This is a genomic window from Metamycoplasma phocicerebrale (assembly GCF_003383595.3).
Lineage (GTDB): Bacteria > Bacillota_I > Bacilli_A > Mycoplasmatales > Metamycoplasmataceae > Metamycoplasma > Metamycoplasma phocicerebrale.
On the sequence record NZ_CP033058.2, the window covers coordinates 577,227 to 597,987 of the forward strand.

Here is a 20,761-nt window from a genome sequence, read left to right on the forward strand (position 1 = left end):
AATTTTTTTATAAAAAAAATCAAGTTTTACCTTATAGCACTTGATTTTAATTATTAACTCTTATAGCTTTATTTATAATCCTCAGGACGACTTAAAACTCTAGATCCATCTTTTGTTACAAGAATTGTGTCTTCAACCCTAGCTCCACCTAAGCCTTCAACATAAATGCCTGGCTCTACTGTGATAATCATACCTTCTTCAAGAACTGCGTTACCAGCTCTTCTTCCTACTCCAGGCATTTCATGAACATCAATTCCTACACCATGTCCTGTAGAGTGAGTAAAGAATTTGCCATAACCTTTTGATTCTATGTAATCACGGCAAACTTTATCTATTTCAGAAGTTTCTATTCCTGGTTTAACAGCTTCGCGACCTAATCTTTGAGCTTCTGTTACTATTTCTAGTATTTTAACTAATTCTGGTGACTTAGGCTTTCCGAAAAAGAAAGTTCTTGTTATATCACTAGCTCATCCTTCAAATTGAGCTCCAAAATCTATTTTTACAATATCACCATCTGTTAGTTTCTTATTTGTTGGGTGGTGGTGTGGTTCTGCAGCATTTGATCCAAAAGCAACAATGCTTTCAAAGCTTTCTTTTTCAGCGCCAAATAAGCGCATTAAATATCCCAATTTATTTGATACTTCTAATTCTGTCATACCTTCAGCTAAAATTTTCTTTAATTCTTCAAAAGCTTGTAATGAAATTAAACAAGCTTCTTGAACTTTTGAAAATTCTTCTTCATCTTTTTTAATTCTAAATTGTTTTGCTTTTAAATTTTTAATTGTAGCTTTGGGTAAAAGTGTTTTAAAGTATTCTAAAGTTTGAACATTTAAGTAATCTTCTTCTATACCTATTGTTTTATAGTTTTTCTTTGATAAAAATTTTCCGAATGAGTCTTTTTCTAATAAAATTACTTCAACATTTCTTGCATTTTTAGTTGCATATTCAATATATCTACCATCTACAAATAAATATGCTTTTTCTTTTTCAATAACTAAAAAACCATCTGATGTTTGAACATTAGCATATCACAATCTTGTTTGTGGAGCTTCTGATATAACAGCATCTAATTTTAGATCTTCAAATAATTTGTTTAATTCTTGTCTTAACATCTTAAATCTCCTAATTTATTTTAATTATTTTTTTTCTTTATGGTCTGTATGTGCATTACACTTTGGGCAATATTTAGTTACTTCCATTTTTTCTGGGTGTAACTTCTTATTTTTCTTTGTAATGTAGTTTTCCATTTTACATTTTTCACATCTTAATGTTAAACCTTCTCTTGGCATTTTATCCTCCTTAATGTAGTATGTAAATGTTTAATTTTTATTGTTTAAAAATAATTATAAATTATATTATAAAAAGACCAGAAATATCTTATTTTATAATTTTTGTTATTTTAATTAATTAAAATAAAAAAAGCCAGAAATTTATCTAGCTTTTAAAAAATGGTTCTTCATTTTCTATTTTTTGAGAATTAGGAATATCTTTTGAATCTTTTTCTAATTCATTTGTTTGTATTTTAATATCACTATTTTCATCATAATTATTTATGTTAATTTCTTCTGAATTAGTTGAATTTCTTAATTTTTCTTCTTCAATATCAATATTATATTGTTTGGAAATGCCTTTTAAGTATTTAGATAAATATATTATTCCACTTACTCATGATAAAATTAAACCAATAATTAAGGGGATATTTACATATAATATATATAAATCATTATTCATATATTTACCAGAATCTTCTTTTGCCATTCATGGCCCAGCAAAAGCTATAGCAATTAGCGCAATAGAAACTATAATTGTTTTTACTTTTCCTCATCAGTTAGCAGATATTTTAATATCCTTTTTAACAGCATACACTCTTGCCCCATCTACTAAAATATCTCTAATTATAAATAATATTGCCAATGGTAAATAACTATAATTCATTACCGATAAAAATATCAGCATTAAAGTTGTTGCTATTTTATCGGCTATAGGATCAAATATCTTACCAAATTGTGATACAGTTTTTGTTTTTCTTGCTATATGACCATCAACAAAATCTGTAATCATTGAAATAATAAAAATTGCAATATTTACTCAATAAATGGCTGATAAACCAACTTTATATGTTTGGTCACCTACTAAACTAATTTTGTTGTATCAAAATGCACCACCATATCTAATAACAATAATAAAGGCAGCCGACATCAAAGCTATAAAAGGTATCATTAATACCATTCTTAAAACTGTTAGTCAATTAGCAACACCAAATTTAGACATAGGTTTTTTTTCAGTATTTTTTATTTTTATTCTTTTTTCTTTATTCTTCATAAAACTTTCTTTCTATAGAATCTTGTGTTAATTTTTGCAATTCTTCTTTTCTATCGCCTTCTGGAACATGTTTGAATTGTTCCTTAAAAAATTCTATTACATTTGGAATTTTTTTATTTCATAAGTTCGCTTGAGTAATTGTTATTAATTCTGCATTATTAACAAACTCCTCATATCTTTTATCACCATAAAACGAAACTGCAAAATCTTCTCTTGAAATTAAAATATTCAACAATTTTTTAGATCCGTTTTTTATTTGACCCATTTTATATTCTGTTGCTTTATCCTCAAATTTTTTTAATTGTTTTTCAGTATAATTAATAATTAAATTATAAGTAAGAATAAACTCATAATATAAGGATAAGGTTTCTTTCATCTTTTTTGCTTCAATCTTAGCTTGCTTTTTCTTTAAAAATTTGGGCTTAGTGAATTTTCAAATTAAATAAGCAATAATAAATACCAATATAATTGAAAGCAAGACGTAAATAAATGTCTGCATGTATTCTCCTTTATTTATACTAAAAATTATATATTATTAAAAAATATATAAATAATATTTAAATTTTATCTTCTTTAAAAAGTATTAAGCTTTCAAATGGAGAAAGCTCTTTGGGCAAGTCTGAATAAAATTTGTTAGAATACGAAGTAGATAAAATTGAATAATCATTTAGAGGAATTATATTTCTATGTTTGTTTGACATATTTATCAAAAATACCATTTTTCTTTTATTTAATTTTTTTGTTATTTTAAAAATACCTTTTTTATTATAAGAAATATTAACGCAAGCATTATTTAAAAATTCTGAATAATCTGAATTAAATATTAATTTATTTAGAAAATAAACATAATTTAGAGCACTATCTTTATTTTTAATTTGATTTTTAACATTAATATCTTTATATTTAAAAGCATTATAAATTTTTGAATTAGACTTTTTTGAAGATCCAGAATTATAACTATCATTTCATGGCATTCATGTATATGAAGTTCATTTATTGAAATAACTTTGATAATTAAAATACTCATCTCCATCTATATTTTTAGATTGATAATATCTTTTTTCTTCATTGTAGTCTTCATTGTTAAAATCAAAATTTCTATTTATTTTAGCCCTTAGAATTCCAATTTCATCCCCATAATAAATTCCTATAGAATTATTTGATGCATATAAAATGCTAAACAAGGTTTTAACAGATTCATTATAATAGCCTTTTTCATCACCTCATTTTGAAATTAGTCTTCCTGTTTGATCAGATCCTAAAGAAATTATGGTTTTTCTAGATTTAGATAAATCTTTAAATATTTTGTAAACATATTTAAAGTTCAAACCATATTCTTTGTTGTGTTTTATTTCTTCTTTATTATTAATGATTGATATTGAATTTAAGTATAAGTAATCTAGGCAAACTTGTTCATTGTGTAAAATTTTATTAAATAATCAAATATTGTCATTATTAGATTTTAAAATAATTAGAATTTCAGGTTTCTTTCTTTTTATTATCTTATAAAGGTCAACTAAAAATTGCAATTTTTCTTCTTCTTTTAAATTATTATTAATTAAAAATTCGAAATTGTCTAATACTAGAGCAGAAATATTTAATTTTAAATAAAAATCCAAAACTTGCTCAAAATATCTAATAAAATTAGCAATTTCAGATAATGAAGTTTTTTCTATATTTTTGTTTACTAAAAAAGGGTCCAATTTAGTTAAATATTTTTCTGAAAGTTTATTTTCTTCCAAATTATATAAATTCATCATGTTGCGCCAGTTTATATAAGATTGTTTAATTGATACTAAATCAATAATAGGGGCTATATTTATTCCATTTATTCTAAATTCTTTTATTAAATTAACAAAATCTTTTATTGAGCCATATCTATTTTTTATTAAATCAAGATCATAACCATTTTGATATTGATTTAAAACATTATCAATAGCCAACACATTTACATTCAATTTTTTAAAGTAATTTAATTGCTTTAAAATTCCATTAAAATTACCATAGCCGCTATTATTACTATCAAAAAAAGTACTAATTTTTAGTTCATATAAAACTATTCTTTTCGTTAATGAATTCATATAAATTACTCCTTATTTTATTAATTCCATTGATATTAAATCAATAAAAATTTCTTCTTTTATTTTTCCGCGCTTCAATAATGTATCTAATTTAGATATTTTTTTAATTAAATTATTCAATTTTTTAATACCTATTTTATTTAAAAATTCAGAATGTAATTTTACACGATAAGGGTGAATATTAATTATTTTGGATATTTCTTCATTTGTCAAATTATTATTTTTTAAAATTGCAATATTTTTTGAATTAATTAATATTGAAGATATTTGAGAAATTATTTGATTAGAATCGGCTCCATATTCTAATTGTTCTAATATTTTAGAAACAATATTTTTTTCAGATTGCCACTTTAAAATGGCTTCGGTTAACGCAAAATCAATGTTGTTAGACATAGAAAAATTATTATCTTCAATCATTTTTTCAGTCACATTCTTGCTTATTAAGAGCAATTTATCAATTTCCGATTCAATTAAACTTAAATTATTTGGCATAGATACTAAAAATTGACTTAGTGCTAAATTAGAGATACTTGCATTTTTTTCTTTAAACATTTTCGAAACATATGAAAATAAATCTCTCTCTAATATTTTTTTTACCTCTATTATTTCACTTGATTTATTAACAAATACGAATGCTGCCGAAGGGATAAAATTATTATCATATTTATAAATTTCTTGGCTAAATATTAAAATTATGTTTTTGTCTCTTGATCCTGCTTTTATTAATTCAATAAATTCCGTAATTAAACTTTTTACAAATTTAGCTTTATTATTAAAAAGATAAGGATTTTTTACAATAATAATTTTTTTAGTTGTAAATAACCCTGAATTATTTAGAGCATCTGAAAATTCTTCTAAACTAAAAAAATCATAGAATTTTATTAATTCTATTTCTTCATTAAATTCTATTTTTACTTTTGTTAATATTTCATTAATTTTTTCATCAATAAAATATTGTTCATCACCTTTAATTAAATACATACTTATGCTATTTATTATAGTATAAAGCATAGATTTTGGTATAATAAACAAATATTAATAATGATTTTATTATAGAATGGAGCATAAACAAATGTCAGGACACTCAAAATGAGCTACAACTAAAAATCATAAAGCTGCGATGGATTCAAAAAGAGCACAAATGTTTCAAAAATTTTCAAAGGAAATAATTGTTGCTGCTACAATTGGAGGCCCAGATCCAGATTCTAATCCAGCCCTTAAATTAGCAATTGCAAAAGCAAAAGCAAAATCAATGCCAAAAGCAAATATAGAAAAAGCTATTGCAAAAGTTTCGGGCGGATCAAAGGAAGGTGCTAATTTTCAAAGTTATTTATATGCAGGTACTGCATATGGTGGAATTAATTTTGTTGTAAATTGCTTAACAGATAACTTTAATAGATTGTCGTCAAACATTAAACATTATTTTAATAAATTTAATGGACAATTAGGCAAACAAGGCACAGTACCATATGTTTTTGACCAGAAAGGCTTAATAGAATTTCCTACAAATACAGCATCAGAAGAAGAAGTTATGATGACTGTATTAGATGCTGGAGCTGAAGATTTTAAAATAGAAGATGATTTATATGTAGTCACAACACAACCTTCTGATTTTCAAAAAGTTAAACAAGCTTTGGATGAAAAATTTTCTATTGAAAACTATTCAACAGCAGAAGTAACTTACATACCTAACTCAGAAGTAGAAATAGATGCAGAAAAAGGTGAACAACTTGAAAAATTTGTTGATTTATTAGAAGATGATGAAGATATTCAAGAAGTTTGACATAATGCTAGCATAATAGAATAATATACAACCTAGGAGCAATTCTAGGTTTTATTTTTCTTATTTTTTTCTCTTTTTTATTTGAAATAAATATTAGCAATATATAGTTTAGTTATGAAAATAAAATTTAATAAAAAGAAAGTTTTTTTAGGATTAGGGTTATTTTTATTTTCTTCAATTATTATAATTGGGGGAATTATTGTTAAAACTCAAATATACAATAAAATTAAATCAAATAAAACTTTAAATACAAAAAATGAATATATAACTATAAGCATTGGAGGAGCAGTAAAATATCCCGGAGATTATTGCTTGAAAGTAGGGTCTACTTTTAACGATATTTTTAGAGAATCTATTCTATTGTCTGGGGCATATTTAAATAATATTGATAAAAATTTACAATTAGAAAATAATCAAAAAATCTTTATACCATTTAACAGTAATAAAAAATTGACAATTTCAGATATTAGAAATGCTGATATATTAATAAATATAGGAATAAAACCCAATATAGCAAATAAGATTTTTAATTACATAAGCAAAAATAATATTTTAAATTGAGAAGAAGTATTAAAAATTCCTGGAGTGGGTGAAAAAACCTACTTATTATTAGTAGAAAAAATAGCTATATAAACTCTATATTTTATAGCATTTTATCTAGTTTTTTATTATTGATAATTATTCTAAAAATAAATCTAATTATTACAATTTCATTATTTATAGTTGTATGTTTTATAAATTTTATAAATTATAGATTTTGGATTCTTTTGTTTTTGTTTTTTTCTATTTTGTTTTTGGCTTTAGTTATTTATAATTTATTTTTTTTACAACATCAAAATACAATTGTCAACGGTAATTACGAATTAATTAAAAATACATCTAAAACTTTAATTTTCAAACACAAAAATATATACTTTCAAATATATAATAAAAAAGAACAATTTGAAATAAATCAAAATATAGAATTTAAAAATATTTTTTATATAAAAGGAATTTTACAAAAAATAAAAAACACTAATTTGTTTAATTATAGAAATCAAATATTTTTTAAATTAAATTTAATAGAAATTAAATTTGTCGGTAGTTATGTTAATAATGATTTTATTTTTCATAAAAATAATATAGTTAAAGAATATTTAAATATTATAGTTTTAAATAAATATACAAATAGCAGTAATATTTATAAAAAATTATTTGATCTAAATATTATTCATTTTTTTACTATTAGTGGTTTTCACTTTAATTTAATTTATTTTTTTAGCTCTTTTGTTTTGAAAAAAATAAAAATTAAACAGCCTTACAACGAATTAATATCTATTTTATTTTTAATAATTTATTTATTGATAATAGGATTTAAAATTAGTGCTATAAGAGCTACATTATTTATAATTTTAATTTTTTTAAACAAAAATTTTTTAAATAATAAATTTAATAAAATATCATTATTATCGATTAGTGCATTTATTATGGTTATATATAATCCATATTTATTTCTTTCTTATTCATTTATATTGTCGTATGTTATTACCTTAATAATACTTATTACTATAAATCTTTTTAAAAATTTCAATTTTTATATTAAATCTATATTTATTATATTAATAGCACATTTTTCATCAACATTAATAATCCACACTTTTCAAGAAAAATATAATTTTTTTTCTATATTCATTCAAATACTAATATCTCCTTTTATATCTATTAATTTTATTTTAAGTATCTTTTTATTTAAAACCAACAAATTAATAGAAAAAATAATTATTTATTTTGATAATTTTCTTTCTCTTTTAAATAAATCAAGTTTTTATATTAATTTTAAGGTTTTAGATGAAATATGTATATTTTTACACTTTGGTTTTATTTTTTTATATAAAATAAAAAACCTTCAACTAAAAAGTTAAAAGTTTAATTAAGCATTTTATTTAATTCGTCTTCATTAATAATATTGATAGAAAGTTTTTTTGCTTTTGATAATTTAGATCCAGCATCATCGCCAGCCAATAAATACTTAGTATTAGAAGAAATACTTGATATTACTTGACCACCATTGTTAGTAATTAATTTTTCAAAATAAGTTCTAGGTTTAGATAATTTACCAGTTATAACAAAACTTAAATCTTTTAATTTATCGCTTATTATCTCATTGTTATATATTGGATTTAAACCCAAATTAATTAAATTATTAATTGTGTCTATGTTTTCTTGGCTTGAAAATCAAGCTACTAAATTTAAAGTTATTTTTTCTCCAAATTCATGATATGCTTCAAATGTACTAAAATCAAAATTTAATACGTTTTCAAATTTTAATAATTTTGAAGCTACAAATTTTGCTGTTTTTGATCCTATTAATGGAATTCCTAAAGCATAAATTAATCTATCTAAAGGTTTTTGTTTAGATTCTTCAATTGAAGAAAGCATTTTAGCAATTGATACTTTTCCAAAACCATCTAATTTTTCTAAATCTTCTTTATAGTTTTTTAGTTTAAAAATATCTATTACATTATTTATATACCCTAATTTATTAAAATTAATTATATTTTTTTCGCCCAAGGTATTAATATCTAACCCTTCTTTAGAGGCAAAATGAATTAATTTTCTTATTTTGACTTCAGGACAATCCTTATTTAGACAATATTGCTCTAATCCTGTTTCATTAAATTCTAATTTAGAATTACAATAAGGACATAATTCAAAAAAATGAAAAGGTTCTCAATTATTTTTAGTAGAAAGTCCTATAACACATGGAATAATTTCTCCAGCTTTTTTTACATAAACTTCATCATTTTTATTTATGCCCAAATCTTTTATAAATTGATAATTATTCAAGGTGGCATAACTAACTTTTGTTCCAGATAGTTCAACTTCTTCTAGTGATGCATTATATGTAACTAAGCCTGTTCTGCCTATCGTTATAAAAATATCTTTTAAAATTGTAGAAGCTACATCCGGTTCGTATTTAAAAGCTATTGCAGAATGAGGAAATTTAGCAGTAAAACCCAATTTGTCATAATATTCTAATTCATTTAATTTTATTACTATACCATCTGTCTCATAATTTAAATTTTTTCTTATATTTTTAAATTCTTCTATATATTTTTTTATATCATCTAAAGAATATATTAGTTTTGATTCTTTTGTAACTGGAAAATTTAATTTTTTTAAAAAAACAAAAGATTCATACATTGTTTTTATGTTGTGGTTTTCAGGGTTGACAATATAATATAGAAATGAAGACAAACCCCTTTCCTTAACTATTTCTGGATTCAATTGTCTTAAGCTACCGGAAGCGGCATTTCTAGGGTTTGCCATCAAAGGTTTATTTTCTAAAGTTAATTTATTATTAATTTCTTCAAATTTCTTCAAAGATAAATATATTTCTCCACGAACTTCTAAATCTTTTTTATAATCAATAACTTTAGGAACACTTTCTATTTGCAAAATATTTTGAGTTACATCTTCCCCAACTTGCCCATTGCCTCTAGTTAAAGCTTGAAAAATTTTTCCATTCTTATATTTAATACCTATTGACAAACCATCTATTTTAGGTTCTATAAAAAAACTATAATTTTTAGTAATTTTTTTAATATTATCAATAAACTTTACTATTTCATCAATAGTATAAGCCTTATTTAAAGAAAGCATAGGAACTTTATGAGCTACTCTTTTAAAAATTTTATTAGCGTGAGCATTAATTTTATTTGTTGGAGATAAAGCTAATTCTTGAGCGCTAAAAAGATAAGAATGCTCTTTTTCAAGTTTCTTTAATTTATTAAATTCAGTGTCATAAATAGCATCAGATACTAAAGGTTTATCTAAATCATAATAATATTTATCTCAATTACTTATTTTTTCTTGAAGCTTTATTATCTCTAATTTTATTTTAATTTTATTGTCATCCATTTTTTATACCCTTTGAAATGTAACTAATCATCAATTTGGTAAATTAACCTGATCAATTTTACTTACTATTATTAATATTGTCAATCCTACCAAAATAAGTGTTGACAGCACATCTCTTCAATTGGGCATTAAAATACGGTAATGGGTTCTTTTAGAATATGGCTCATATCCTCTAGAAGTCATAGCATCCGCCAAATCATTAGCCTTATTAAATGAAGAAACAAACAATGGAATCATTAAAACAATAAATGACTTTGTTTTATCTCTAAAACTTCCATTTTTAAAATCAATACCACGACTTGATTGAGCTTTCATTATTCTGCTTGATTCTTCCAAAAGAGTTGGTATAAATCTTAGAGCTATAGATATAATCATAGTTATTATTTCGGTTGGTATCTTAATTAATTTCAATGGATATAATAAATCATTTATAGCTCTAGTTAATAAAACAGGTTTTGTTGTTACTGTCAAAATTGTTGTAATTAAAATTACTCCGTAAATTCTTAAAAAAATAGTTACAGTTCGGTGTATTGTAAATAAAGTTAATTGAAAAACTGAATTTATATCATTGTATGGAGCAAAATATGAAACATTTACAATCAATTTTCCTCTATATATAACATATGCATCAGCATTAGCTTCAGATGCTAAGGGAATATATTCGTCTACTTTGTTATACATAACAGCGCCTTTTATTGTTAACATGTTTACTAGCAATAAAAATATAGCTATATAAAGAGGTAATTTTAATTTTTGAAATAAAGATTTAAAAGATCTAGTTGCAATAACATAAAGAATCATTGAAAAAATTACAAGAATTGACAAAGTTAAATAGTGCTCAGCCAAAAAGAAAAGAACTATAAATAAGATATTAGCTAAAAATTTTAAACGCGGATCTAATCTATGAATAGGCGTATTAATGTTTAAATATTTACCAATAATTGATTTATTCATTATTTTGTCCTTTCTTAGTTTTTATTTGCGTATTAATCTTGTTAGCTAATTCTTCGAGACTAGTCACTTTATCAATTTTAAAACCTTTTTGTTTTAATTTTTCTACATATGATAATAATTTTGTGGGTATTAAATTGTTATCAATTAAAAATTGATTATCATTTAGAATCTCGTAGGTATTTCCATCTTTAATTATTTTTCCGTCTTTAACAAATATTGTTCTATTTGTTCATCTCAATGCGTTATCAAGATCATGAGTAACAATTACTATAGTAGTTCCATTCTTATATAAATTATAAAATAGTTGAAGCATTTCCTCAACTCCTTGAGGGTCAAGGCCTGCAGTAGGCTCATCTAAAACTAAAAATTTAGGTTCCATAGCTAATATACCAGCTAGAGCTACACGTCTTTTTTGGCCTCCTGATAAATTAAATGGGCTACGATTTAAATAATCTAACGGTAAACCTACTAATTCTATGTATTTTGCAGCTAATTTTTTTGCTTTATCTTTTTTAATCCCCATTGAAACAGGACCAAAAATAATATCTTTTTCTATAGTAGACTCAAAAAGTTGATATTCTGCAAATTGAAATACTACTCCAACTTGTTTTCTTAAAGATTTAATTTTTTTTATCTTTTTTCTAGTTTTTTTTACATTGATATCAGTATATAATATTTCAATTCTTTCTTTTTTTGGTATTCTTTTTCAATCATCTAATTTATTTAAGTATTTTTGATAATCTTGCTTATAGTCTTGGTCATTATTATAATTTCTAAAACTTGGTTTTTTAGGTTTATCCATTTTTTTTGTATAGGGCACATCACAAAATTGAATAGAACCTGAATCTGGAATTAATAACGCATTAAAATGTTCTATTAAAGTTGTTTTTCCTGAGCCGGTAGGACCTATTATTGATATAGCTTCTCCTTCATTTATAGTTACGCTTACTTGATCCAATACTTTTATATAAGTTGGCAATTTTTTATTATATTCTTTGGTTATTTTATTTATTTTAATTTGCATAATTTCTCCAATAATTCCTTGCCATCATAAGTAGGTTCAACTCCCTTTATCATTTCACTTAATTTATAAATAAAAGGAGAATCAATTTTAGCTATTTCAATAATATTTTTATTTTTCAAAATATCAATTGGTTTACCCTCGGCAATAACCTTACCCCCTGAAAAAACTATTAACTTATCTGCTAATAAAGCTTCGTCCATATCATGAGTAATTGAAATTAAAGTTTTTTGAGTTTTTGAATGCAATTCATGAATAATTTTATAAATGTCATCTCTACCCTTTGGATCTAACATTGATGTTATTTCATCAAAAATAATTATTTTAGGGTCCAAAGCTAAAGTGGAAGCTATGGCCACTCTTTGCTTTTGACCCCCTGATAAATTCTGAGGTTCTCTATCCAAAAAATCTACCATACCCACAACAGTGGCATAGTTTTTTATTATTCCTTCCATTTTTTCATGAGGCACATTTTTATTTTCTAAACCGAAAGCTATATCATCTTCCACAGTAGAGCCTATAAATTGATTATCAGGATTTTGATAAACTATTCCTATTTTTCTTCTTATTTCTTTTAAATTTTCAGAATTAATCTCTATTCCATCAATAAGAATCTTCCCACTGCTTGCTTTATAAATAGCTGCCAATAATTTAGAAAATGTACTTTTACCTGAACCGTTATGTCCCAAAATTGCAATATATTGTCCTTCATCAATTGATAAATTGATGTTATCTAATGCTAATTTAGATGCTCCGGGATATTTATAACTTAATTTTTTTATTTCAATCATATTGTTATATTATATATTAAAAAACAAACATGATAATTCAAACTTAATATAAAGTTAAAAAAATATTTAATTATTAATAATCATATAAATATAAACATATTCGCTATTTTTTTATAAACAAATTGGTTGTTTTTTGTATAATGTTGGTTTGTATATTAATTTTATTTATTAAAATGATTATTTAAAAAATAATAAAATATATAATTCAAAGGTAAAATAAAAAAGTTAAAGGTTAAAGGAAAATATTATGAAATTAAAAAAAAGTATTTTATTAATAAGTTCTAGCACTTTATTAATACCATTTTTAGCAACTATATCGGCAAAATGTGAAAATAAAGAAAAGAAAAGAAAACATGAAGAAGAAAAATTAAATGAAGTAGCCGATAATTTAAACATTACTATAGATAAAAATAAATATTCTATTGAAGAAGCTTTAAATATAAAAAATTACAAATTTAATTTAGATAGCAAATATTCTTTTGAATTAATTGAAATTAAAAAGGAATCTGAAAATTCTATAGTATTAAAATTTAAAATTAAAGAAAAAAATGGTTCTTTAATTTCCAAGGAACAAAAAAGAACATTCAATTTTACAAAAAACAAAGGAACAAATTGAAAAGAAGAGTCAAAACAAGTTAATGGTTTAATTTTTGATAAGTATTCTGAATTAAATGAAATATATGATTTAAATTCAAATATGTTTATTGATCAGGCTATTGAAATTTTAAAAGAAAATAAATCTAAAAACAATGTCGAAGTATCTAACATAGTTTTTAAAGCCTATGACCCAACTGAAGGAAATTTAAAAATTGAATTTAATTTAAAAATTGATAATAAAAAAATTGATACTAAATTATGTTCTATTTCTGGTTTTAAAAAAATTGAAATGTTTGAATCAAAAGATATTAATGTATATTTCAATAAGGAAAAAGCAATTAAAGAAAAGAAACAAGTTAGTGATCTTAATGAAAGTAATTTAATAGATTATTTAAAAATAATAGTTATGAATTCTAATAATCAAAATTTAAATTTATTAGATTTATTAAAAAACAATAAAAATTTTTCTTTATCTCAGAATTTAAAATTTACAAATCATAAAAAAAATAGTGTAGATTTTGAAATTGAAATTCAATATAGAAGCAAAAAGATATTTGAAGAGGAAAAAACTAATAGCAAAAAAATAACCATTATTAATAAGGAAATAATTGACAAAGAAATTTCGGTTAAAAATGTTTTAGATTACATTATTGAAAATGAGCTAGAAGAAAAAAATGTGGAAAACAAAAATAAAAAATTTGCTTCTACATATTTAAAATATTTCAGAAATACTAATGGAAAAATTATTAATCAATTTTTATCAAACAAACAGGAAGATTATTATAATAATCATAATGAAATAATAAAATTATCAAATGAAACCATTAAAATTGATGATTATTTAGGACAAATTGAAATTTCATTTAATTTATCAGTGAAAAAAAATGGAACTATATATAATTCAAAATATAAAAATTATAAAATTGAAGGTTTCAAAAGTTTAGATGAAAATGTTATAAATGAGTTTTCACTTCGCTTTGACACAGAAAATACTAATGCTAAAAAGTTTTATGAAAAAATTAAAAATGAATACCAAAAAAATCCTAGCCCTGATTTTTCTTTAAATAAAAAATGAATCGAAATGAATTGAGGCTTGGGCGAAACATTTACTTTTTTAAGATTTATAGGAAGTGGATCTAATAGTAAGATTGAAATTCGAACTAATACCACTTTGAAATTAGATTTGGGTTCAAGACCTATTGAAGAAAGTATTAAAGAAAATGTACAATTATTACTTTTAGATGGTTCGGAAGCTTTTGAAATAATAAATTTAAGTTGTGTTTTTGAAAGTATTACTTTCGAAAGCCAACAAGATAATAAAATATGATTTAGTTTAAATTATAAGTTAATTGTAAACATAAATTCTAATAAAAAACAAGAAATTGAATTAAATAAAAAAGTTTCTCATTTCTTTTATATATAATATAAAATCAGGTTTAAAATCCTGATTTTATTTTTTTTTAATAGTACCTATATAGGGTAATTGCCGCATTTTTTCATCCCAATCAAATCCAAAACCTACAACAAAATCTTCTTTGTTAATTAAAAAACCAAAATTATCGGGTTCAAATTCTACAACTCTTCCACTAGGTTTATTTAATAAAGTTAAGACTTTTAAGCTTTTAGGATTCCTTGATTTTAGTATTGAAACTACTTTTGTCATGGTTCTAGCTGTATCAATTACATCCTCAACTATTAAAACATCTTTATCTTCTATATTATTAACTAAATCAAGAATAATTTTTACGTTACCTGAAGATTTATCAGTGCCACCATAAGAACTAGTTATCATAAAATCAGAAATAAAATCTATGTCTATTGTTTTAATCAATTGAGCATAAAAAGGCAAACTTCCTTTTAATAATCCAACAATTATTAAATCAGAAGAATTTTTATAAGTTTCATTAACTCATTGACTTAATTCATATATTTTATTTTCAAGATCTTCTTGGGTAAAAAGTACTTTTTCTATTCTTTTGTCTATTTTTTTATTTTTCATTTTTTTGTTCTTCCTCAATAATAGTTAGAACCTTTTTAAAAACTTGATTTTCGGTTAAATCATTTGTATCTACAATTTTAAAATTTAAATTATATTTTTCTGCTAACTCTTTAAATAATTTAAAATAATTTTCATGCAAATTTTTAAAATATGCATAGTTTGAATCCCAATTATCTATTTCTGTTTTTCTGCCTCTTTCAAAAATTCTTTTTTTAAAAGTATCAAAACTTATATCTAAAAAAATTACTAAATCAGGTAATTCTTTTTTTGTAATTAATTTTGAAAATAAAGCATCGTAACCTTCTAAATATTTTGCTTCTTTTTGTTTTAATATTAACTTTGCAAAAATATAATGCTCGATTGAAAATCTATCCAAAAATAAATGTCTATTTTCTTCTGGCATTTTTTTTAATTGTTCATATATTTCATTAAATTTAGAACTGTGATTTTCAATAATGTAACTTTGAAATCCAATAGTAAGATTAGGTTTTTTTTCATATAATCATTTCAAAAATGTATTAAAAACTTCATCATTTTCTTCAAATTCATGAAGCAATAATGAATTTGGAAAATATTTTGCTAATTTTTGTGATAGCGAACTTTTGCCGGCAGCTATCATACCGCTAATTCCTATAACCATAAGTGTTCCTCCAAAATTTATTTCATTTATTTTACTAAACTTTTTAAAGCAAAAAATAAAATTTATTAAAAAAAATTATTTATAAAAAAATGTTATTTTTTTAATCTAATTTTTGCAATTTTTATAAAAAAAATAATAAAATTATTCACCTTTTCTAAAGGTGATTTTTTGTTTTGCTATTTTTATTTATTAATAATATCAAAATACATGGTTGTGTTATTTTGTATATCATAAGATTTAATTAAATTTAATAGTAATCCGACTATTGTCATAGGTCCCACTCCGCCCGGAACTGGTGTACAATAAGATATTGGAGTTTTTATATTTTCTATATTAACGTCACCTGTTATTTTATTGTTTTCTAATCTATGAATGCCGACATCTATTAATATTACATTATTTTTTAATTTTATATTTTGCAAGCAATCTCTAACTCCCGTAGCCACAATAACAATGTCGTTTAAATGCATATCAGTTTTTGAATTATATTTATCATACCTACGAACCACATTTCCCAATTGTTCAAAATAATTAGATAAGGGTTTGCCCACTATTTTACTTTGACCAACAACACCTATTTCTTTTTTATTAAAATCTATATTATATTCTTTTAAAAGTAAAATAATTCCTAAATCAGTTGCTGGAATATAAGCATTCTTATTAATAATATAATTAGCTTTTTGATTAAAATCATTTAAGCCATCAATATCTTTTACATTAGATATTTTATTTAATACATTTTCAACATTAATTTTATTATTAGTTTGCATTGGTAATTGAATAATAAAACCTGTTGTGTTTTTTTCTAATTCATTAATAGAATTAATAATATCTTTTTCTTTAGCACTACTATCTAATTTAATTAATTTTGTTTTTATTCCCAAATTTTTTGCTGCTCTTAGTTTATGCTTTATATAAATGTTTGATTCTTCTAAATTACCAACTTGCAAAATACCTAAAATTGGCATATTATTATCTGCCAATTTTTTTAATTCTCTTTTAATTTTAAGCATAATTAATTCAGAAGTTTTCTTACCATCTAATATTTTATACATTTTAAGCTTTTCTAAATGCCCCGGTTTTACTTTGGACATTTGTGCCGGTTGTATCTTTTAGTGATCTCGCATAATCTATAGCTTCTTTTTGAGTTTTAAATACTCTTAAGGCTTTTTTTCCTTTAGGATTTTTAACCGCTCAACCATCTGGGTGATTTACTACTAATCTAACTGCCATCATAACCTCCATAATTATATATTTAGACACTATAAATATATTATAAAGTTAATTCTTTGTTTTTAATAGAAAATAAGGGTATTTTTTAAAACTTTTATCTTTTTTTGATTTTACAAATAATTTATTAAAAAAACCAATGCTAAAATAAGCACTGATTTGGTAATTAACATATGGTGGAGATGCGGGGAATCGAACCCCGGTCCACACACTTTCTTGAATTTGCATCTACAGTTTAGTTTTATTTTTAATATTACTTATTATTTTAAAATAAACAAAAATTATAATAAGTTTTAGTTTAAAGTGTCATTTAGCTATAAACTAAAATTTACTAAATCAAGCCCTCCAACAAACATTCCTAAACCGGGCAATTAAAGGAGTTTGACCAATTACAAATTAAGCGTAAACTGGGTTTGCTTGATTAATCATAGCATTTGCCATGAAAAAATCATTTTGTTTTTTGTTTTCTAAGTTTGCGTTTAAATAGCCTAGAAAGTATTAAGGTTTACCAAACCACTGCAGCAAAAGCTTTTAAGTGCCTGTCGAAGCCATTACACCCCCATATTTATATTTTAATACATATTGTTTATTTTTCTTTTTAAATCTTCTTGTTTAATTTTTTCTCTTTTATCATATTTTTTTAATTTTTTGGCAAGAGCTATTTCTATTTTTATATGATTATTAATTCAATACATTGAAATGGGTATTATAATCAAAGATAAACGTTCAACTATATTTTTTATTCTTAATATTTCACGTTTATGCATTAATAGTTTACGAGAACGATTTAAATCTCCTTTAACTAACATGTATTGTGCTATATGGACATTATTCAATCACAATTCATTGCCTTTATCAATATAACAAAATGCATTGTCTAATTTAACATTTTGTGCTCTTAAGCTTTTTACTTCTCACCCAAATAATGAAATACCAGCCTCATAGGTGCTGTGTATTTCATAATCAGATTTTGCAAACTTGTTTTTAACTATTAATTTAGGCATAAATAAAATTATAAAGTATAAAAAAAGAAATACTAACACAATTGTGCATTAATATTTCCTTTTTCTCTTTCTATACTTGTGATTTTAATTTTATAATCATTTCCCACTCGAAGATTATATTTTTGGCCTTTAACTTCATAATTGGAAACTTTAATTATATTATCTTCTAAATTCTCAAATCTTATTAAAACACTTGTTTGATATTTATTTATATTGAAAAACGCTCCAAATTTTTCAATTGAAATTAAAGTTGCATTAAATTCCTTGCCTATTAAAGAATCAAAAAATTCAGCTTTTCTAATATCAACTATATCTCTTTCTATAGACATAGCAGTTTTTTCACTTTCGGAGTTTTGAGAAGCAATTTCACTTATTCTTGATTTTAAATTTAGTAATTCTTCATTTGTATATTCTTTATTATCATGATTAAATAAATACTTTCTAATCAATCTATGCAATAAAAGATCTGGATATCTTCTAATTGGAGAAGTAAAATGAGAGTATTGTTTAGAAGCCAACCCAAAATGCCCTATATTATCTGAAGAATAAATAGCTTTTTGCATAGTTCGCAAAAATGCATTCTTCATATATTCACCATAACTTTTTTCTTTTAATTCATTAACCATTTTAGCAAAACTTAATGGTTCACCATCATAAGGTACTTCAACATTTTTAATTCCTGAAAAATTAATTAGCTGTTGTAGCTCAAATAATTTATCAGATGAAGGTTTATCGTGGATTCTATATATTGAAGGTATATTTTTTTTCAACATAATTAAAGCAACAGTTTCATTTGCTCTAACCATAAAATCTTCAATCATATTTTCACTTTCTCCTTCTTCTCTTATTACAATATCTATAACTTTTCCATCTTTCATTATAATTTTTGGTTCTTTAATATCGAAATTAACATATCCATCATTTAATTTACTTTGCCTTAAAATTTTGGAAAGATGTTTAGATACATTTAACATATTTTCAATTTCTTTTGGTAATTTAATTTTTGATTCATAAAAGTCATTTACTTCATTATAAGTTAAACGATAATTAGAATTAATTACACTTTCATAAAGCTTAAAATCTACATTTTTGCCAAGAGAATCTATTTCTAATTCCAAAGTAAGCGTATTTCTGTCAACATTTGGATTTAATGAACATATTCCATTGGACAACTCAAAAGGCAACATAGGTATAACTTTATCAGGTAAATAAATGCTAGTTCCTCTAATTAAAGCTTCTTTATCAATGGGACTTCCTTCTTTAACATAATAAGAAACATCTGCAATATGAATAAATAATTTTTTATTTCCATTATCTAAATCAAAACAAGAAATAGCATCATCAAAATCCTTAGTATCTAAACCATCTATTGTTACAGTTAATAAATTTCTTAAATCTTTTCTTGATTTTATTTCATTTTGACTTACTGAATCAGGTAAATTTAGAGCCGCTTCGTGAGTTTCTTCATTAAAATCTAAATTCACTTCATTTTCAGCAAAAATTTTTTTAAATGGGTATTCAAAATCATCTTTAGAAGTTAAAATACCTTCATATTTACCTATTACTGCTTGTTCATTAGGTTCTAAAATTTTAACTTTTATTATTTGATTTTCTTTTATATCTTTTGGAATTTGCCATTTGTTTAAAATATCAAATCTAGCGGAATCTTTTTCATTTAAAGGTTCGAAATAATATTTAAATTTATCAGATTTTTTTCATATTCCAACAATAGTACACATATTGTGCTTAAGTAATTTTAATAATTTAGCTTTATATAATTTTTGATTTTCTTCATTGAAATAATAAAAAACCTTTGCTAATACTAAATCACCATCTAATATATTTTTTAATTGAAAAGGGAATAATATAGCTGATTTTTTGTGTTCTAAATTATTATCTTCGTCAAAATCAATAAACCCCAATCTTTTATTGGTTATTGAAATTTGTGTTTCAATATTTTTAATAAAATATATAGGAAAGTAATTATTATTTTTATCTATATCAATTTCGTTTTCATCAACCATTTTTTTTAATAAAAAAGTCAATTTATTGTTTTGAGATGGGTGTATTTGCAATTTTTTGGCAATTTGTAAAAAATTTAGACCTAAATTATTATTTTGAATTAATTTCAAAATTACTGTTGGGTCTAAATTTTTTTTATTTTCAAATTTCATTATTAACCTTTTTGAACTAATACTCTAATCACTATAGCAAATATAAATAACAGCACCCCTAAAGAAATCATTGATCATTTTAATACTTTTTTAATTCCACGCTCTTTAGAAACTTTAAATAAATCTAAATCATTACTTCCAACTAATGCTCCACTAAAACTATTTGAATCTGGAGCCATCATAAAAGATATTCCAACAATAAAAAATGAAACTATTATTAAAATACTTATTAGTATTCATAAACCTGTACTACTCATTTTTTTCT

At 23.1% G+C, this 20,761-nt stretch carries 21 protein-coding genes and 1 other RNA gene; 4 read left to right on the top strand and 18 right to left on the bottom strand.

What is annotated here, in order from left to right; genetic code table 4:
- Positions 1–68: 68 nt before the first annotated feature.
- From DMC14_RS02465 to holA, 6 genes are all read right to left on the bottom strand, one after another.
- The gene (locus tag DMC14_RS02465) at positions 69–1,112 is read right to left on the bottom strand and encodes an aminopeptidase P family protein (protein ID WP_116171642.1); all 1,044 of its coding nucleotides are present in this window, start codon (positions 1,110–1,112) and stop codon (positions 69–71) included.
- A 24-nt stretch (positions 1,113–1,136) separates the two neighbouring features.
- Positions 1,137–1,289, bottom strand: coding sequence for a 50S ribosomal protein L33 (gene rpmG, locus DMC14_RS02470; protein WP_116171643.1), 153 nt, complete (start codon positions 1,287–1,289; stop codon positions 1,137–1,139).
- Between the two features lie 145 nt (positions 1,290–1,434).
- Positions 1,435–2,322, bottom strand: coding sequence for a CDP-diacylglycerol--glycerol-3-phosphate 3-phosphatidyltransferase (pgsA, locus tag DMC14_RS02475; protein ID WP_116171644.1), 888 nt, complete (start codon positions 2,320–2,322; stop codon positions 1,435–1,437).
- The gene (locus DMC14_RS06365) at positions 2,312–2,821 is read right to left on the bottom strand and encodes an MHJ_0274 family protein (RefSeq protein ID WP_116171645.1); all 510 of its coding nucleotides are present in this window, start codon (positions 2,819–2,821) and stop codon (positions 2,312–2,314) included. The genes pgsA and DMC14_RS06365 overlap by 11 nt, the downstream gene beginning before the upstream one ends.
- A gap of 58 nt (positions 2,822–2,879) precedes the next feature.
- Positions 2,880–4,403 (bottom strand): alpha-amylase family glycosyl hydrolase, encoded by a 1,524-nt coding sequence (locus DMC14_RS02485; RefSeq protein ID WP_116171646.1) that lies wholly within the window; start codon positions 4,401–4,403, stop codon positions 2,880–2,882.
- A gap of 12 nt (positions 4,404–4,415) precedes the next feature.
- The gene (gene holA / locus DMC14_RS02490) at positions 4,416–5,384 is read right to left on the bottom strand and encodes a DNA polymerase III subunit delta (RefSeq protein WP_116171647.1); all 969 of its coding nucleotides are present in this window, start codon (positions 5,382–5,384) and stop codon (positions 4,416–4,418) included.
- A 91-nt stretch (positions 5,385–5,475) separates the two neighbouring features.
- On the opposite strand from holA, the gene DMC14_RS02495 reads away from it, so the two are divergent.
- From DMC14_RS02495 to DMC14_RS02505, 3 genes are all read left to right on the top strand, one after another.
- A complete protein-coding gene (locus DMC14_RS02495; protein ID WP_137412677.1) occupies positions 5,476–6,210 on the top strand; it encodes a YebC/PmpR family DNA-binding transcriptional regulator in 735 nt (244 codons plus the stop codon).
- A 90-nt stretch (positions 6,211–6,300) separates the two neighbouring features.
- Positions 6,301–6,819, top strand: coding sequence for an MAG0490 family ComEA-like DNA-binding protein (locus tag DMC14_RS02500; protein ID WP_116171649.1), 519 nt, complete (start codon positions 6,301–6,303; stop codon positions 6,817–6,819).
- Complete coding sequence (locus tag DMC14_RS02505; protein WP_116171650.1) at positions 6,744–8,087, top strand: MAG0480 family ComEC-like protein; 1,344 nt, start codon at positions 6,744–6,746, stop codon at positions 8,085–8,087. Before DMC14_RS02500 ends, DMC14_RS02505 begins: the two co-directional genes overlap by 76 nt.
- Positions 8,088–8,091: 4 nt before the next feature.
- Here the strand turns inward: DMC14_RS02505 and ligA are convergent, their stop codons facing one another.
- The 4 genes from ligA to DMC14_RS02525 are packed head-to-tail and all read right to left on the bottom strand — an operon-like array spanning position 8,092 to position 12,852.
- Positions 8,092–10,086: an NAD-dependent DNA ligase LigA gene (ligA, locus tag DMC14_RS06370; protein ID WP_116171651.1), complete on the bottom strand. Its 1,995-nt coding sequence runs from the start codon at positions 10,084–10,086 to the stop codon at positions 8,092–8,094.
- A 3-nt stretch (positions 10,087–10,089) separates the two neighbouring features.
- Complete coding sequence (locus DMC14_RS02515; protein WP_116171652.1) at positions 10,090–11,040, bottom strand: energy-coupling factor transporter transmembrane component T family protein; 951 nt, start codon at positions 11,038–11,040, stop codon at positions 10,090–10,092.
- Positions 11,033–12,064 carry an ATP-binding cassette domain-containing protein gene (locus DMC14_RS02520; RefSeq protein ID WP_116171653.1) on the bottom strand — a complete coding sequence of 344 codons (1,032 nt, stop codon included), beginning with the start codon at positions 12,062–12,064 and terminating at the stop codon, positions 11,033–11,035. Before DMC14_RS02520 ends, DMC14_RS02515 begins: the two co-directional genes overlap by 8 nt.
- A complete protein-coding gene (locus DMC14_RS02525; protein ID WP_116171654.1) occupies positions 12,049–12,852 on the bottom strand; it encodes an energy-coupling factor transporter ATPase in 804 nt (267 codons plus the stop codon). The genes DMC14_RS02520 and DMC14_RS02525 overlap by 16 nt, the downstream gene beginning before the upstream one ends.
- 247 nt (positions 12,853–13,099) lie before the next feature.
- Here DMC14_RS02525 and DMC14_RS06375 point away from each other — a divergent pair, with 247 nt between their 5' ends.
- Positions 13,100–14,872 carry a hypothetical protein gene (locus tag DMC14_RS06375; protein WP_116171655.1) on the top strand — a complete coding sequence of 591 codons (1,773 nt, stop codon included), beginning with the start codon at positions 13,100–13,102 and terminating at the stop codon, positions 14,870–14,872.
- Between the two features lie 27 nt (positions 14,873–14,899).
- On the opposite strand, the gene hpt is transcribed toward DMC14_RS06375, so the two are convergent.
- From hpt to secG, 8 genes are all read right to left on the bottom strand, one after another.
- Positions 14,900–15,448, bottom strand: coding sequence for a hypoxanthine phosphoribosyltransferase (gene hpt / locus DMC14_RS02535; protein ID WP_116171656.1), 549 nt, complete (start codon positions 15,446–15,448; stop codon positions 14,900–14,902).
- Complete coding sequence (locus DMC14_RS02540) at positions 15,438–16,088, bottom strand: deoxynucleoside kinase (protein ID WP_116171657.1); 651 nt, start codon at positions 16,086–16,088, stop codon at positions 15,438–15,440. Before DMC14_RS02540 ends, hpt begins: the two co-directional genes overlap by 11 nt.
- A gap of 182 nt (positions 16,089–16,270) precedes the next feature.
- Positions 16,271–17,143, bottom strand: coding sequence for a bifunctional 5,10-methylenetetrahydrofolate dehydrogenase/5,10-methenyltetrahydrofolate cyclohydrolase (locus DMC14_RS02545; protein ID WP_116171658.1), 873 nt, complete (start codon positions 17,141–17,143; stop codon positions 16,271–16,273).
- Position 17,144: 1 nt separating this feature from the next.
- On the bottom strand, positions 17,145–17,321 hold the full coding sequence (locus DMC14_RS06380; protein ID WP_116171659.1) for a DUF2188 domain-containing protein: 177 nt from the start codon (positions 17,319–17,321) through the stop codon (positions 17,145–17,147).
- A 171-nt stretch (positions 17,322–17,492) separates the two neighbouring features.
- Positions 17,493–17,879: a transfer-messenger RNA gene (gene ssrA / locus DMC14_RS02555) on the bottom strand.
- Positions 17,880–17,890: 11 nt separating this feature from the next.
- Positions 17,891–18,322: an SsrA-binding protein SmpB gene (gene smpB, locus DMC14_RS02560; protein ID WP_116171804.1), complete on the bottom strand. Its 432-nt coding sequence runs from the start codon at positions 18,320–18,322 to the stop codon at positions 17,891–17,893.
- A 32-nt stretch (positions 18,323–18,354) separates the two neighbouring features.
- Positions 18,355–20,496: a ribonuclease R gene (gene rnr / locus DMC14_RS02565; protein ID WP_116171660.1), complete on the bottom strand. Its 2,142-nt coding sequence runs from the start codon at positions 20,494–20,496 to the stop codon at positions 18,355–18,357.
- 2 nt (positions 20,497–20,498) lie between these two features.
- On the bottom strand, positions 20,499–20,753 hold the full coding sequence (secG, locus tag DMC14_RS06385; protein ID WP_116171661.1) for a preprotein translocase subunit SecG: 255 nt from the start codon (positions 20,751–20,753) through the stop codon (positions 20,499–20,501).
- Positions 20,754–20,761 lie beyond the last annotated feature (8 nt).